At 71.5% G+C, this 14,649-nt stretch carries 12 protein-coding genes; 5 read left to right on the forward strand and 7 right to left on the reverse strand.

Translation table 11 applies throughout. The features are described from left to right. Positions 1-156: 156 nt before the first annotated feature. Positions 157-435, forward strand: a complete 279-nt coding sequence (locus MFF64_RS16155; protein WP_099898798.1) for a hypothetical protein — start codon at positions 157-159, stop codon at positions 433-435. A 48-nt stretch (positions 436-483) separates the two neighbouring features. On the opposite strand, the gene MFF64_RS16160 is transcribed toward MFF64_RS16155, so the two are convergent. Together MFF64_RS16160 and MFF64_RS16165 are read right to left on the reverse strand one after the other, a co-directional pair. Next, positions 484-1,260, reverse strand: a complete 777-nt coding sequence (locus tag MFF64_RS16160) for an alpha/beta fold hydrolase (protein WP_099898800.1) — start codon at positions 1,258-1,260, stop codon at positions 484-486. Between the two features lie 10 nt (positions 1,261-1,270). After that, a complete protein-coding gene (locus MFF64_RS16165; protein WP_099898802.1) occupies positions 1,271-2,434 on the reverse strand; it encodes an acyl-CoA dehydrogenase family protein in 1,164 nt (387 codons plus the stop codon). Between the two features lie 216 nt (positions 2,435-2,650). On the opposite strand from MFF64_RS16165, the gene MFF64_RS16170 reads away from it, so the two are divergent. Next, a complete protein-coding gene (locus MFF64_RS16170; RefSeq protein ID WP_165795490.1) occupies positions 2,651-3,670 on the forward strand; it encodes a PAS domain-containing protein in 1,020 nt (339 codons plus the stop codon). Between the two features lie 7 nt (positions 3,671-3,677). Here the strand turns inward: MFF64_RS16170 and MFF64_RS16175 are convergent, their stop codons facing one another. The 5 genes from MFF64_RS16175 to MFF64_RS16195 form a co-directional block, all read right to left on the reverse strand. Further along, positions 3,678-5,612 carry an acyltransferase family protein gene (locus tag MFF64_RS16175; protein WP_238191520.1) on the reverse strand — a complete coding sequence of 645 codons (1,935 nt, stop codon included), beginning with the start codon at positions 5,610-5,612 and terminating at the stop codon, positions 3,678-3,680. 585 nt (positions 5,613-6,197) lie between these two features. Beyond that, positions 6,198-8,294, reverse strand: coding sequence for a carbohydrate porin (locus MFF64_RS16180; protein WP_238191522.1), 2,097 nt, complete (start codon positions 8,292-8,294; stop codon positions 6,198-6,200). Positions 8,295-8,428: 134 nt separating this feature from the next. Beyond that, entirely contained in the window at positions 8,429-9,634 is a 1,206-nt protein-coding gene (locus tag MFF64_RS16185) for a fumarylacetoacetate hydrolase family protein (RefSeq protein ID WP_099898808.1), read from the reverse strand. Between the two features lie 95 nt (positions 9,635-9,729). Next, a complete protein-coding gene (locus tag MFF64_RS16190; protein WP_099898810.1) occupies positions 9,730-11,232 on the reverse strand; it encodes a phosphomannomutase/phosphoglucomutase in 1,503 nt (500 codons plus the stop codon). A 109-nt stretch (positions 11,233-11,341) separates the two neighbouring features. Next, entirely contained in the window at positions 11,342-13,321 is a 1,980-nt protein-coding gene (locus tag MFF64_RS16195) for a putative bifunctional diguanylate cyclase/phosphodiesterase (RefSeq protein ID WP_238191524.1), read from the reverse strand. Positions 13,322-13,409: 88 nt separating this feature from the next. Here MFF64_RS16195 and MFF64_RS16200 point away from each other — a divergent pair, with 88 nt between their 5' ends. From MFF64_RS16200 to MFF64_RS16210, 3 genes are all read left to right on the forward strand, one after another. Next, positions 13,410-13,580, forward strand: a complete 171-nt coding sequence (locus tag MFF64_RS16200; RefSeq protein ID WP_238191526.1) for a hypothetical protein — start codon at positions 13,410-13,412, stop codon at positions 13,578-13,580. 27 nt (positions 13,581-13,607) lie between these two features. Further along, entirely contained in the window at positions 13,608-13,871 is a 264-nt protein-coding gene (locus MFF64_RS16205) for a hypothetical protein (protein WP_207768188.1), read from the forward strand. A 138-nt stretch (positions 13,872-14,009) separates the two neighbouring features. Then, positions 14,010-14,645 (forward strand): metallophosphoesterase, encoded by a 636-nt coding sequence (locus MFF64_RS16210; RefSeq protein ID WP_238191528.1) that lies wholly within the window; start codon positions 14,010-14,012, stop codon positions 14,643-14,645. Positions 14,646-14,649: the final 4 nt, after the last annotated feature.

Consider the following 14,649-nt stretch of genomic DNA (forward strand, 5'->3'; position numbering starts at 1 on the left):
GGCGTAGCTGCCGAAGCGGCGTCGCGCGCAACGGGAGCCGGGGCGCGGACCGTTGATCGGTCTTCGCCGACGGAACCGTCCCATCACGACCGCGGCCGGCCGAACCCGGGCGCGTTTCGGATGTTGACCGCCGGTTGCTTCCGCACGGACAGGCCGATGATCAGACTCACCCTCGCCCTCGCCCTCACGCTGGGCGCCGTGGGCGCCGCCGAGGCCCAGACCGCCCGGGTGCCGCCCGCGAGCGACGCCGTCGGCGCGCCCGGCCCCGGCACCGAGACGCCGCCGCCCTCGCGCCCGACCCGCAACCTGCCGGGCAATCCCAGCGGCGCCTCCGTGCCCGGGACCAATCCGGGGGTCTGGATCGGCGGCAGCCCGACCGCGGGCCCGCCCGGTAGCGGCGGCACCGCGGGCGGGCCGGCAGCGGGAAACCGCTGAGACCGGCACGAGACCGACGGCCCGGAATGCCGGGCCGGACCACGCGCGTCACGCCTCCAGCCATTCCCTCAGGAGCGCGCCCGTCGCCTCGGGCCGCTCCAGCGGCGGTAGGTGGCCGCATTTGTCCAGGACATGCAGGCACGAGCCGGCGATGCCCTGGTGGATCTCGCGGGCGAGCGCCGGCGGCGTCAGGACGTCGTCCGCGCCCACCGCGACCAGGGTCGGCACGCGGATCGTCGCCAGGGTCGGGCGGCTGTCGGGCCGGTCGAGGATCGCGCGCTGCTGGCGCAGGAAGGCCGCGCCGCCGACCCGCTCGGCCATCGCCTTCACGCCCTCGCCCACCGGCCCGTGCACGTGCGAGGCATGGACGAGCTTCGGCAGCAGGCGGGTCGTGACCCCGGCGAAGCGGCCGACCTTGAGCTGGTCCATGCCCTGGCGCCGCGTGGCGGCGCGCTCGGTGGTCTCCGGGGCAGCGGCGGTGTCGAACAGGGCGAGGCGGGTCACGCGCTCGGGCGCCTGGCGCAGGATCTCGAAGGCGACGTAGCCGCCCATCGACAGGGCGACGAGGCCGAAACGCGGCGGCGCCACCGCGAGCGTCCGCCGCGCCATCGCCGCGACGCTGTCGTCGAGGGTCAGGTCCGCCACCGAAGCGGCGGCCCGGTCGGCGAGCGCGTCGATGGACGCGCGCCACAGCACCGCGTCGTTGAGGAGCCCGGGCAGGAACAGCAGCGGGGCGAGATCCGTGGTCATGGTGGGGGCAGGCCTGTCGTCGATGCCGCCCCTATGGCCGGGCAGAAGCTCCGGCGCCAGAGGCGCCGGGGTCATGGAGCAGGCGTCAGTACGAGCGCGGCATGCCGAGCACGTGCTCGGCGATGTAGGACAGGATCAGGTTGGTGGAGATCGGCGCCACCTGGTAGAGCCGGGTCTCGCGGAACTTGCGCTCGACGTCATATTCCTCCGCGAAGCCGAAGCCGCCGAAGGTCTGGATGCAGGCATTGGCCGCCTCGAACGAGGCGTCGGCCGCGAGCATCTTGGCCATGTTGGCCTCCGCCCCCGGATTGGCGCCGGCCTCGTAGAGGCGAAGCCCCTCCTGCACCATCAGCTCGGCGGCGCGCATGTTGGCGTAGGCCTTGGCGATCGGGAACTGGATACCCTGGTTCTGGCCGATCGGCCGGCCGAAGACCTGGCGCTCGCGGGCGTATCCGGACGCCTTGGCGATGAACCACTTGGCGTCGCCGATGCATTCGGCGGCGATGAGCAGCCGCTCGGCGTTCATGCCCGACAGGATATAGCGGAACCCCTTGCCCTCCTCGCCGACCAGGTTCTCGGCCGGCACCTCCATGTTGTCGAAGAAGACCTCGCAGGAATTGTGGTTCATCATCGTGCGGATCGGCCGGATGGTCAGGCCGCGGCCGAGCACGGTGCGCATGTCGACGATGAAGGTCGAGAGGCCATCGGTCTTCTTCGCCACCTGGTCGCGGGGCGTGGTGCGGGCGAGGAGCAGCATCAGGTCGGAATGCTCGGCCCGGCTGGTCCAGATCTTCTGGCCATTGACGATGAACTTATCGCCCTCGCGCCGCGCGGTGGTGCGGAGCGCCGTGGTGTCGGTGCCGCTCGTCGGCTCGGTGACGCCGAAGGCCTGCAGGCGCAGGCGCCCGGCGGCGATCTCCGGCAGGTAGCGTTCCTTCTGCGCCTGGGTGCCGTGCCGCAGGACCGTGCCCATCGTGTACATCTGGGCGTGGCAGGCCGCACCGTTGCAGCCGGAGCGCTGCACCTCCTCGAGGATCGCCGCGGCGGCCGAGAGCGGCAGGCCGGAGCCGCCATACTCCTCGGGGATCAGCACCGAGAGGTAGCCGGATTCGGTGAGCGCGTTCACGAAGTCGGTCGGATAGGCGCGATCAGTGTCGAGCCGGCGCCAGTACTCGTCGGGGAAGCGGGCGCAGAGCTTGGCGACCTCCTCGCGGATCTCGGGGTGCCGGAGGGCGTCGGTCTCGGTCATCGGGCGTCTCCATCCTGCCGCGGCGCCGGCGCGGGCGCCGCGTCTCGTTGTCGGTTCGGACGCGAGGCTACACCATCGGCGGCCGCGTGCGGGGTGTCTGCTATCATGGAAGAGGCCGTGCGGCCTTCCCCGGCGCGTGGCATGATCCGGATCGCCGTCCCGTCACTCCGTGCCGGAGCGGGTTTCGGACGCAGAGGTTCCCACCGTCGAGGCTTCATGCGTGCGGCCGGCCCGTCCTTCGCTCCCGCGGATTTCCTCCGACTGATCGAGGGCATCGGGCTGGTGGGCAACTGGGCCTGGATCTTCGCCTCCGACCAGCAGATCTGGTCGCCCGGCCTGTTCCGCCTGCTCGGGCTCGATCCTGCGCGGACGCAGCCGAGCTACGGCCTGCTCACCGACCTCGTCCACCCCGACGACCGGCTGCACCTGGCGAGTGCCCCCGACCTGGTGCAGGGCCATGCCTTGCCGGCATGCGAGGTCCGGGTCGTGCGGCCGGACGGGACCCTGCGCACCTTCACGATGCGCACCGAACTGCACGTGACGCCGCAGGGTCGGCCGCGGGCCGCCGCCGGCATCGTCCTCGACGTGTCCGATACGGCGGCCCTGCTGCGGCTGCGCCGGGTCAACCAGCGCCAGCGCAGCGCCTGGTTCGCCGCGGTCCGCATGCTGTTCGTCCCCGTCGACCTCGACGGGCGCTTCCACTTCCCGCCCGAGACGGCGCAGTTCGCCGGACGCCCCATCGAGGAGATCAATGCCGATCCCTTCGCCGATGTGGTGCCGGAGGAGCGCGCGGCCTTCCGCGACAGTGTCGCCCGGCGCGACGTCGGCGGGGTGTTCCAGGCTGCGCCGCTGATCCGACACCGTGACCGGGAGCCGGAGCGTTACCGGATCCTGTCGGTCCCGGTCCATGACGAGCGCGGCCGCCTGGTCGAGCGCAGCGGGCTCGTCTACCCCGCCGCGCTCGCCGCTCCGCTGGCGGCGGACGACCTGGTGCGCGAGGGCCTGGAGCAGGCGGTGAAGGGCCACCACCTGCGCGCCGCCCGGGCGCTGCTCGACTGGTCGATGACCACGCTGGCGGGGGCGAGCGGCCTGTCGCTCTCGACGGTGCGGCGCCTCGAGGAGAATGCCGACGGGCAGGGCGCCCGCTCCCGCCACAGGGCGATCGCGGCCCTGCGCTGCGCCGGCATCCGTTTCATCATCCTGGATGACGGCGGGGTGGCCGTCGCCCGCACCTGAACCCGGTTCAGGGGATGGCCGCGGCGGAGCGCGGATGGGCGAACAGCCCGGCCTCGAGGAAGCGCTCCACGGCCAGCGCCGCGCCGGCCGACGAAAAGTGGCCGGTATCGGCGTACAGGAAGGTCTCGCCGCGGGCGTAGGGGCAGGTTTCGTCCGCGCAGAGGAGTGCGGCCGGGTCGATGAAGGTCATGGTCGCGGGCAGCACCGCCCGCAGGGCGTCGTTCAGGCGCAGGCCGTCGACCGGGCGCCAGCGGCCGGCGGTCTCCGGCGGGGCTTGGCGCTGGTGATAGGCCAGGAAGGCCGGATCGAGAGGGAATTCCGGCGATTGTCCGATGACGTGGACGCGGGCGCCGAGGGCGCTCACCTGCGCCACGGTCTCGCGCAGGCGCTCGGGGACGCCGTGGTCGCGCTGCGCCCCCCAGCGGGCCGCCAGGACCACGTCGCGGATCCCGAGCCGGCGGATCAGCGCCAGGGCGTTGTCGTTGAAGGCGCGGCAATGCGGCACGACGTGCGAGGCGGTGCCGAGGGTCGGTTGGCACCCCGCCGCCGTGTACTGGACGAGGCGGCCAGGCAGCTTGTCGGCGTGCCGCATCAGGCCGGGCACGTAATGCGCCGCGAAGCTGTCGCCCCAGAGCAGCACCATCCCGTCCCCGGCCCCGGCGCGGATGCAGGCCTCCGGATTCCAGGCCTGCCAGGTCTGGTCGGCGAACAGGAAGCAGGTGCGGTGGTTCCAGGTCTCGGTGCCGGGCACCGGCCGGAGGCGGAAATCCGGGAAGCGGCCGGGCAGGCCGCCGCTCGTCACCCCGGCCCAGCCGAGGCCCGCCATCGCCAGCGTGGCGAGCATGCCGGCGGCGAAGACCGGGCGCAGGCGCCGCGGCCGCGCCTGTCCCGTCGTCTGAGGCGAGTGCGGATGCCAGCGCCGGAAGGGCTGCTCGATGAAGCGGTACGAGAGGGTGGCGAGGACGAGCGTCGCGCCGATCACCGCGGCGGTCTCGGGGGTGGTGAAGTCCCGCATCAGGGCGATCCGGCCGAGCACGATCAGCGGCCAGTGCACGAGATAGGCCGAGTAGGAGATCAGCCCGACGGCGACGAGGGGAGGGGCCGCCAGCAGGCGCGTCGCCGCCGCGCGGTGCCCCTGCTGTTCGCCGAGGCGGATCAGCAGGGCGGCGCCGAGGCAGGGCGGCACGGCGCCGATGCCGGGGAAGGGCGTGGCGTCGGTGTAGAGGAGGGACGGCGCGAGGATGCCGGCGAGCCCGGCGAGCCCGGCGATCGCGCGGAGGAAGGGCGGCAGCGGGCGGGCCGCACCGCTCGGCATCATCGTCAGCAGGGCGCCAACGAGGAGTTCCCAGGCCCGGGTCGGCAGCAGGTAGAAATTCGCCGTCGGCGCGTAACGGCCGGCATAGAGACTGAGTCCGAACGAGAGCAGCGCGACCAGGCCGAAGGGAAGCCAGAGCGGCCGCAGGCGCAGGCGGATCGCCAGCAGCAGCGACACCGGCAGGACGAAGTAGAATTGCTCCTCGACCGAGAGCGACCAGGTGTGCAGGAGCGGCCGATAGAGCGCCGCGGCGTCGAAATAGCCCGAGGCGCGCCAGAAATAGAGGTTCGCCACCGAGAGCGCCGAGGCCGCCGCGCTGCCGGCATAATCCTCGAGCTGCGGCGGCAGCAGGAGCCAGATGGCGGCGAGCGAGGTGAGGGCGAGGGTCGCGACCAGGGCCGGCAGGATGCGCCGGATGCGCCGCGCGTAGAAGTCCGAAAGGGCGATGCCGCCGCCGGACGCTTCCCGCATCAGCCCGCGCGTGATGACGTAGCCGGAGATGACGAAGAACACGTCGACCCCGACGAAGCCGCCCGGCATCCAGACGAGACCCACATGATAGAAGATCACCGCCAGCACGGCGACGGCGCGCAGGCCGTCGATGTCGGGCCGATAGCCGGAAGCCATCGCCGATCCGTTCATGCCAGATTGCATGGTTCGCGCCCCCGGACGAAGGCCCGCTGTTGTCGCTCGGATCACTGTCGCGCACGGACGTTTGTTCGTCCTTCTGCAATCCCAGTGTAGGAAGACACCAGACGGGATACAGCACAGCCTTTGTCCTTAGAGTCCGGCCTGTTCGCGGCGGTCGTTACCCCAGGTGTTGCAGGATTGTCCCCAACTGCCGGCCCTCCCATCCGCATCCGGTGGTCCGAGCATTCCAACGGCCGATGCCGCCGCCGTCGCAACGAAGCTCGCCTTCCAGCTCCCCGATCGGAGAGTAGCCGGATTTCGGAACGGGACGTTTTCGCAGCAAAGCTCAAGTCGTCGTGCCGGCAGCTCTGCCCCAAGCGCTACTCCCGGAAGCACCCGACCCCCGCCCCGATCCCTCTCCCACTCGGGAGAGGGGATCCTGCAACTTGTCCTGATCGCGAAAGGTTGGATCCGTGTTGCTGCCTGACGGACGTGAATCGGGACGGAATCCCGGCGCCGGGCAGAAAGGGCACACCATCCGAGGGGTCATCGTCCGAAAGTCGCATGATGCCCCGGCACGCCTCAGAAATCGGCGTGCAGGCGCGTGCCGAAGAAGTTGGCCGGGCCGCGGTCGCGGTTATAGGCGGGGTTCACCACCAGCTGATAGTTGAACGACACCGTCACCGCCTTGGTCAGGCTGAGCGCGTAATAGGTCTCGAAGGCGCGCTCCGGGGCGTAGTTCAGGCGCCCGTCGCCGATCAGCAGGCCCAAGCCCCCATTGGCGAAGAACGCCCGGTGCGACGGGGACAGCCCGTTGATCGCCGCGCCGATGCCGACCGTGTCGCTCGGCCGCTCCCAGGCGGTGCCCTTGAGCGAGAGGCCGCCCGAGAGACTGCGGTCGATGTCGGTGAAGGACAGGCTCTCGTTGCGTCCGTCGGAGACGCTGGCCCGGGCGAACAGGCCGAGATCCGGTGTCAGAGCCTGCTCCAGGTTGATGTAGGCGCCGGTCTTGCGCCGGGGCCGGCGCGTCGCCGCCGCGGCGTCGTTGATGTCGTCGAAGGCGCCGCTCTGCGTCAGGTCGACTACCTGGCGGTAATTGGCGGTGTTGCCGACGTTGCTGAACAGGCCGATGCGCAGCTTGCCCGGCTGGTCGAGGCCCGGGAGGACGTGGCGCTCCTCGAACTCGATGTTGGTGCCGGCGCGTTCGAAGACACGCGGGTCGAGCACGTCGTTCGAGGGCTGCTTCGGCACCTGGGTGTAGGCGGCCCGGATCGCGAATTCCGGCCGGTTGTACTCGACCATCACGCCTTGCGTGAATCCCGGGAGGTTTGCCGGGAAGTCCCAGGCCGAGGAGCCCCAGATCGACCAGTTCATGAAGTCGACGCGGGGGTCGTGGGCGTAGACGTTGCCGTCGAAGAAGTCGCCGAGGGCGAACTTGCCGGCCACCACCGTGATCCGCTCGATGTCGCGGGTCATCGCCACCTGGTTGACGCCGTCCGGCACGTCCTCGGTGGCGCCGCCGAGGCCGAAGGTCTGGCGGACGAAGTAGCGGTTCGAACGCAGCTTCGGGAACGGGGCACCGGCCTTCTGGGCCTCGCCGTTGACGAAGCCGGCGACGCCGAGCGTGCGCGACAGGCCGAAGCCTTGGGAGAATTCCGGGTTGTAGTAGAGCTCGGTGCTGTCGGTCAGCTTCACGCCGAGGAACAGGGTCGCGGTGGTGGTGGACTGGACCTGGTTCGGCACCAGGCTGTTCTCGCCGCGATAGGGCGCGCGGAAGCCGGGCACGCCTTGGCTGACGAAGGTGGTCTGGCCGTGGAAGGAATAGCGGCCGGTGTCGCGGCTTCCCGGCGCGTCCTCGGCCACCTCCGCCGGCAGCTTGAGGCCGTCAGGGTACCAGGACAGCCGCGCCATCATCTGGTGCGACGAGAACGCGGCCTCCGTCGAGACCGGGCCGAGGCCCGGCACGGTCCCTAAGCCGAAGCGGCCGGAGCGGCCGAGATCGATGTAGCGGTAGTCGAGGCCGAGCGCCAGGTTCGGGGTGATGGCGTATTGCACGCCGGCCCCGAGGGTGAAGCCGAGGAACGACAGGTTGCGCCGCGCCGCCGCCACCGCGCCGGTGGCGAGGTCCGGATAGGTCGCGAGCACCCGCGCATTGGCTCCGGCGAGCCCGAAGGTGGCGTAGACGAGATAGCTCTCGAACGAGTAGCCGAGGCGGCCGCGCACGGCGCCGTAGAGGTTGGTCTTGTCCCGGATCAGGGTGAAGGGCGGATCGACGTCCTCGTAGCCGAAGCCGAGGGCGGTCGAGGGCACCGGGCGCTTGAGGTTGGCGCCGTAGATGTCGGCCTCCAGGCCGTAGAGATACGGGCCCGTCTGCCAGTTGTAGCCGCCGAACAGGCCGCCCACCGCCGTGGTGGCGGTGCGGCCGGCATCCGAGCGCCGCGTCGAGTCGCCGCTCTGGAAGGCCGGGATCGGCCGGCCGCCGACGGTGCTCGGCCCGAAGCTGTAATTGCCGAACGAGGCGCCGGCGCTGCCCTCGATCCCGAGATAGGGGCCGGACCAGTCGACGAAGGTGGGCGCGGCCGGTGCGCCGGGGACGGGAGGGCGCAGGTCGGCCGCGTTCGCCAGGCCGGCGCACAGGCCCAAAGCCACCCCGATCCCCGCTCCGCCCGTCCGCCGCATCGCCGCGCCCCGTGTCGTTCCGGCAGCCAGGTATAGCCAATGCTATATTCCTGGCAACCGGCCACGCTTGCCCCGGAGAGACCTCTCCGATTTCCGTGACGGCAATGTCACAGCGCGGAGCGTCCGGCGACGCGTCAGGCTCCGAGGAGCCCGCGGGCCGCGAGGTTGCGCATCAGCGCCGCCGCGCCGAAGGTCCAGGGTTCGCAATCCTGGCAGTGGCGCATGCGGTTGACGAGGGCGCCCAAGGACGGGCTGCGGATCACCACCCGGTCGCCGACCTTGTGGGTGAAGCCCTGGCCCGGAGCGCCCCGGTCCTCGACCGGCGCGAACATCGTGCCGAGGAACAGCACCGCGCCGTCCGGGTACTGGTGGGTTCCGCCCATCATCGCCTCGACGAGGTCGGCCGGGTCGCGGCTGATCTCGGAGAGGGGCGAGGTGCCTGACAGCCGGAACCCGTCCTCGCCCGTCACTTCCAGGCTCACCACCGTACGGCGGACATGGTCGAGGGTGAAGCCGTCATCGAACAGGCGCAGGAACGGCCCGAGGGCGCAGGAGGCGGCGTTGTCCTTGGCCTTGCCGAGGAGCAGGGCCGAGCGGCCCTCGAAATCGCGCAGGTTGACGTCGTTGCCGAGCGTCGCCCCGACGATGCGCTGGTCGGAGGCCACCACCAGGGCCACCTCGGGCTCCGGGTTGTTCCATTGCGAGCCCGGATGCAGGCCGGCCTCCTGGCCGCAACCGACGGAGGAGAGGGGCTGCGCCTTGGTGAAGATCTCGGCGTCGGGGCCGATGCCGACCTCGAGGTACTGGCTCCACGCTCCCTGAGCCACCAGCACGCTCTTCAGCGCCATCGCCTCGGCCGAGCCGGGCTTGAGCTGGCGCAGGTCGTTGCCGACGAGGCGCCCGACCTCGAGGCGGATCGCCGCCGCGGCGTCCGGGTTGCCGCGCGCCCGCTCCTCGATCACCCGCTCGAGCATCGAGACCGCGAAGGTGACGCCGGCGGCCTTGACCGCCTGGAGGTCGATCGGCGCGAGGAGCCAGGGCCGCGACGGGTCGCGGCTGTCCGGCGGCGTGTTGGCCAGCACCACGTCGAGGGGGCCGACCGTCTCGCCCGCGGCCCCCTGCAGGGCGCCCGCCGGGTCGCCCGCCTCGCACAGGTCGCGGATCGTCGGGAAGGCGCGGGTGATGTCGACGAGGTGCGGCTGGCCGTCGGCGCCCGGCCGCACCGCGACGGTGCTCGGCCCGTTCAGCTCCGGCCGCCAGATGCGGCCGGCGAGCGCCCCGGCCAAGCCATCCTCCGGCAGGATGGCGCGGGCATCGAAGGTGTCGAGAATCGGTTGCATGTCGGATCTCCTCCCGGGGCCGGCGCCCGTTCGGCGGGCGCGCGGCGTCGGGTGAGACCTAAGCCGATCGGGTGCGGCGGGGAAGCGCCAAGCCGTCAGATCGTCTGGTTGTATGCCCCGACCTGGGGATTCTCCCGCAGCACACCGTCGACGGCCCGGAACATCTCTTCCAGCCGCGCCCGCGAGACCGGGCTCTCGACCACCACCACCAGTTCCGGCTTGTTCGACGAGGCCCGCACCAGGCCCCAGGTCCCGTCCGCGGTCGACACCCGCACGCCGTTCACCGTGACGAGGTCGGTGATCGCCGCACCGCCCAAGCTCTCGCCGCGCTCGTGCATCTCCCGGAAGCGCGCCGTCACCCGCTCGACCACGCCGTACTTCTCCTCGTCGGCGCAGTGCGGCGACATGGTGGGCGAGCCGAAGGTGGTGGGAAGGGCCGCGTAGAGCTCGGACAGGCTCTTGCCCGGGTTGCGGTCGAGCATCTCGATCACCGCGATCGCCGTCAGCAGGCCGTCGTCGTAGCCGCGCCCGACCGGGGCGTTGAAGAAGAAGTGGCCCGACTTCTCGAACCCGGCCAGCGCGTTCAGCTCGTTGACCCGGCGCTTGATGTAGGAATGCCCGGTCTTCCAGTAGTCGGTCTCGACGTTGCGCGCCTTCAGCTCCGGGTCGGAGGCGAAGAGCCCCGTCGACTTCACGTCGACGACGAAGCGGGCGTTGGGGTGCTGGAGCGAGAGGTCGCGGGCGAGCATCACCCCGACCTTGTCGGCGAAGATCTCGTGGCCCTGCTCGTCGACCACGCCGCAGCGGTCGCCGTCGCCGTCGAAGCCGAGGCCCACATCGGCGCCCGTCGCCTTCACGGTGTCGGCGATGGCGTGCAGCATCGCCATGTCCTCGGGGTTGGGATTGTAGCGCGGGAAGGTGGCGTCGGCCTCGACATCCAGCGGCACCACCTCGCAGCCGAGGCGCTCCAGCAGGGCCGGCGCGAAGGCGCCCGCCGTGCCGTTGCCGCAGGCGGCCACGACCTTGAGGCGCCGCGTCAGCGGCTTGGCGCGGGAGACGAGGTCGTCGAGATAGACCGTCGAGAAGTCGGGCACGAACTGGTAGGCGCCGCCGTCCCGGTACTGGAAGGCGCCCGAGAGCACGATCTCCTTGAGCCGGCCCATCTCGGCGGGGCCGAAGGTCATCGGCCGCTCGGCGCCCATCTTCACGCCGGTCCAGCCGTTGTCGTTGTGCGAGGCGGTGACCATCGCCACGCAGGGGCAGTCGAGGGCGAACTGGCCGAAATAGGCCATCGGCGACAGGCAGAGGCCGATATCCTTCACCCGCAGGCCGGCAGCCTGCATGCCGGCGATCAGCGCGAGCTTGATCGAGGCGGAATAGGCGCGGAAATCGTGGCCGGTGACGATGTCGGGGCGCACGCCGAGCTCGTGGACGAGGGTGCCCAGGCCGAGGCCGAGCGCCTGCACGCCCATCAGGTTGAGGTCCTTCGGGAAGAGCCAGCGGGCGTCGTACTCGCGAAAGCCGGTCGGCGCGACGAGCGGCAGGGCCTCGAACGCGAAGGTGTTCGGCGTGAGCGCGGCGTGGGGCTTGGGGAACATGGTCGGTCTTCTTGCGTGGCGAGAGGAGTGAGTGCCGGATGCTCGGACACTAGCCCGAACGATGCCCGGGCACAGGTGATCCGAAAGGGGCGGATGAGCGATCGGGGGGTCAGGCCGCATCCGGGCGGCAGGCCAGGGCGTGCCACAGCGCCTGGTCGGCAGGGACCGGGCGACCGAGGTGATAGCCCTGCAGGAACGGGCAGCCGAGGGCCCGCAGGGTGGCGAGGTCCTCGGCGGTCTCGACGCCCTCGGCCACCACTTCGAGGCCGAGCGCCCGGCCGAGGCCGAGCACCGCCTGGACCAGCCCGTACTTGTCGTCGGAGGTCGACAGGCCGGTGACGAGGCTGCGATCGATCTTGACCCGCCCCGCCCGCAACTGGCGCAAGGACGCCAGGGACGAGTAGCCGATGCCGAAATCATCGAGCGCGACCCGGATCCCGGCGCGGGACAGCGCGAGGAGCTTGTCCTGAACCGCCTCGATGTCGAGGGCGGTCTCCTCGGTGATCTCGATCTCGAGGAGCGACGGGGGCAGCCCCAGCGCCCGCAGGCGGTCGAGCACGATCTCGTCGACCGGGATCTGCGCCATCTCTCGCGGCGAGACGTTCATCGCCACCCGGATGTCGGTGACGCCGCCGGCCCGCAGGGCCTGCATCGCGCCGCAGACCTGCTCCAGAATGAAGCGCAGCAGCGATTCGGTCAGGCCGGCCCGGGCGGCGGCGGCGACGATCTCGCCGGGCGGGACCCAGCCATGGACCGGGTGGTTCCAGCGCACCAGGGCCTCGAGTCCGGCGGCGCGGCCGCCGCCCTCGCCGAAGATCGGCTGGAACCAGACCGCGAGGCCGTTCTCGGCCAGCGCGTGGGAGAGGTCGCGCTCGCTGTCGCGCCGCATCTCCAGGCGCCCGCGCAGGTTCTCGTCGAAGATCCGGAACCGGTTCCGGCCGGCGGCCTTGGCAGCGTAGAGCGCCTCGTCGGCACAGGTCAGCATCTGGGTCAGGCTGGGCCCGTGGGCGTGGCACAGGCCGATGCTCATGCCGAGGCGACCGGTATCGAAGCTCTCGAACGGCTCGATCACGACCCGGATCAGCGCCGATGCGAGATCGGCCGGCGACGGGCCGGCGGACGGATCGTACAGGACCGCGAACTCGTCGCCGCCGAAGCGGGCCGCCAGCGCCTCCGGCGGCAGGGTCCGGCGCAGGCGCCGCGCCACCTCGATCAGAACCCGGTCCCCGGTCGAATGGCCGTAGACGTCGTTGACCGACTTGAAGCCGTCGAGGTCGAGCAGCATCAGGCAGGGCGCCGGTCCCGGACGCAGGATGCGCGCCTCCGCCGCTTGCGCGAAGCCGGCCCGGTTCATCAGTCCGGTGAGGCCGTCGTGGGTGGCGCGCCGGCGCATCTCATCGGCGAGCGCGCTTGCCGCCTCGTGCGCCTCCTGGCGCGCGCGGGCGAGCGCCGTGGCTTCGTTCTTCAGCCGGGAGGTGCGGCGAAAGCCCTGCTCGGTCTCGACGGCGCTGCGCAGGAGCGCCGCGAGGTAGAGCAGCACCGTCACGGCGAGGCACGCGCGGTCGAACCCGCCGGCCCAGAACAGGCAGCCGGCCACCGTCAGCAGCGGCGGCGTGATGAAGCTCGCCGGAATCGCCGCATAGGCCATACCGTGCGTGACGGCGCCGGCGGTGATGCCGCAGGTGACGACAAGGTAGAACAGCGTCTGGGGGGCGGTGTAGCCGTCGCACAGGAGCGCCACCAGGGACCAGACGAGGCCCGACAGGAACGCCGCCAGGGTGGCGAGGCGCAGGTGCCTGTCGACCGAGCGGGCGGCGGCCCGGGCCTGCTCGGGCTGCCCGGCCTCGGGCGAGGCGAGGCCGGGGCAGGGCGCCCGGCACAGGCCGAACCGGACGAGATTCACGGACGACGAGACGGCGAACCAGGCGAGGCCGGCGCCGCCGTATCCGGCCTGCGCGGCGACCAGGGCGCCCGTGGCGCCGAGGATCGCGTTGACCGGCATGGCGTGCTGCACGCTGCGGCGCACCGCCTCGAGCTGGTCGCGCCGGATCGAGGCGCGCAGATCCGGGTCGCCACGATCCGGCGGCATGTCGGAGCCTGGTCGCTCGCTACCTGGTCCTGACATGTCACCTCGGCGGGTCAGCCCTGCTGCCATAACGGCGGTTGGTAAAGAATCGTTGACCACGCTCCAGGTCAAGCCGGCCAAGCTCATGCCGGCCAAGCTCATGCCGGCCAAGCTCATGCCGGCCAAGCTCATGCCGGGCGGGCATGGCCCGACCGAGCCGGCCGTCATCGCCGCCCTTTGGGGGCTCTGCCGCCACGGAACGGTGGCCGAGCCTGGCCGTTGAATGGATCGCAGAGCGCGAGGAGGCATCATGCGGAACGTGGCGAAGGCGGCTGTGGTGGCGGTCGTGACGCTGATGGGCGTCGGCGCAGCCGAGGCGAAGGGCTGCATCAAGGGGGCGATCATCGGCGGCATCGCCGGGCACTACCTGGCCGAGCGCGGCGTCGTCGGCGCCGTGGCGGGCTGCCTCGCCGGCCGGGCGCTCGCCAAGCGCCGCGCTGCGCGCGACGTCGATTACGGCGCCCGCGTGCGCCCGCGCGACGGCTACGGACCGCGCCAGAACTACAATTACTGAAACGAGACCAGAGGATGGCGGAGCGGTCGCCCGGTCAGCCGCTCCGCTCATGGTCCCGACGCGGCGATCCGTCCCGTGCCGGCCGGCCCGGCCGCCCCATCTGATCCCGCATCCGTCACGCGGGCGAACCGGGTACGCATGGCCGTCTTCTTCACCGCCGACACGCATTTCGGCGACAGCCATATCCTGCGCCAGCGCGGCCGCCTCTTCCCCTCGCTCGACCAGCACGACGAGACCCTGGTCGCCAACTGGAACGCGACCGTGGGGCCGGACGACGAGGTCTGGCACGTCGGCGATTTCGCGGCCCATGCCGACCGCGCCTATTGCGCAGCGGTCTTCGCCCGGTTGAACGGCATCAAGCGCCTGGTGCGCGGCAACCACGACAGCAACCGGGTCCTCGCCCTGCCCTGGGCCGACCCGCCGGTCGAAAGCGCCCGCCTCACCCTGCGGGAGGAGGGCCGCGAGTGGCGGCTCTTCCTCGCGCATTACGCCCACCGGGCCTGGCCAGGCCTGTGGCGCGGCACCCGCCACCTCTACGGCCATACCCACGGCACGCTGCCCGACACCACCCGCTCCTGCGATGTCGGGGTCGATGCCTGGGACTACCGGCCGGTGCGCCTGGCAGCCCTGGCGGCCCGCCAGGACGAAGCCGCCCTGGTGCCGGAGGAACTGGCCCGGGACATGGTCGGAAAAGGGAACGTAGTGGGCAAAGGGAACATGGTGGGAAAAGGCTTGGCAAGGGAGGACGCCGCCCGCGAGGCGGGCGGCGCCTGAGGCT

The sequence above is a fragment of the Methylobacterium frigidaeris genome, from assembly GCF_022179185.1.
Taxonomy (GTDB): domain Bacteria; phylum Pseudomonadota; class Alphaproteobacteria; order Rhizobiales; family Beijerinckiaceae; genus Methylobacterium; species Methylobacterium frigidaeris.

Bases quoted from the DNA above. Each gene is read 5' to 3' on its own strand.
- MFF64_RS16155 (WP_099898798.1), top strand. From the start codon at position 157: ATGATCAGACTCACCCTCGCCCTCGCCCTCACGCTGGGCGCCGTGGGC.
- MFF64_RS16160 (WP_099898800.1), bottom strand. From the start codon at position 1,260: ATGACCCCGGCGCCTCTGGCGCCGGAGCTTCTGCCCGGCCATAGGGGC.
- MFF64_RS16165 (WP_099898802.1), bottom strand. From the start codon at position 2,434: ATGACCGAGACCGACGCCCTCCGGCACCCCGAGATCCGCGAGGAGGTC.
- MFF64_RS16170 (WP_165795490.1), top strand. From the start codon at position 2,651: ATGCGTGCGGCCGGCCCGTCCTTCGCTCCCGCGGATTTCCTCCGACTG.
- MFF64_RS16175 (WP_238191520.1), bottom strand. From the start codon at position 5,612: ATGGCTTCCGGCTATCGGCCCGACATCGACGGCCTGCGCGCCGTCGCC.
- MFF64_RS16180 (WP_238191522.1), bottom strand. From the start codon at position 8,294: ATGCGGCGGACGGGCGGAGCGGGGATCGGGGTGGCTTTGGGCCTGTGC.
- MFF64_RS16185 (WP_099898808.1), bottom strand. From the start codon at position 9,634: ATGCAACCGATTCTCGACACCTTCGATGCCCGCGCCATCCTGCCGGAG.
- MFF64_RS16190 (WP_099898810.1), bottom strand. From the start codon at position 11,232: ATGTTCCCCAAGCCCCACGCCGCGCTCACGCCGAACACCTTCGCGTTC.
- MFF64_RS16195 (WP_238191524.1), bottom strand. From the start codon at position 13,321: ATGCCGCCGGATCGTGGCGACCCGGATCTGCGCGCCTCGATCCGGCGC.
- MFF64_RS16205 (WP_207768188.1), top strand. From the start codon at position 13,608: ATGCGGAACGTGGCGAAGGCGGCTGTGGTGGCGGTCGTGACGCTGATG.
- MFF64_RS16210 (WP_238191528.1), top strand. From the start codon at position 14,010: ATGGCCGTCTTCTTCACCGCCGACACGCATTTCGGCGACAGCCATATC.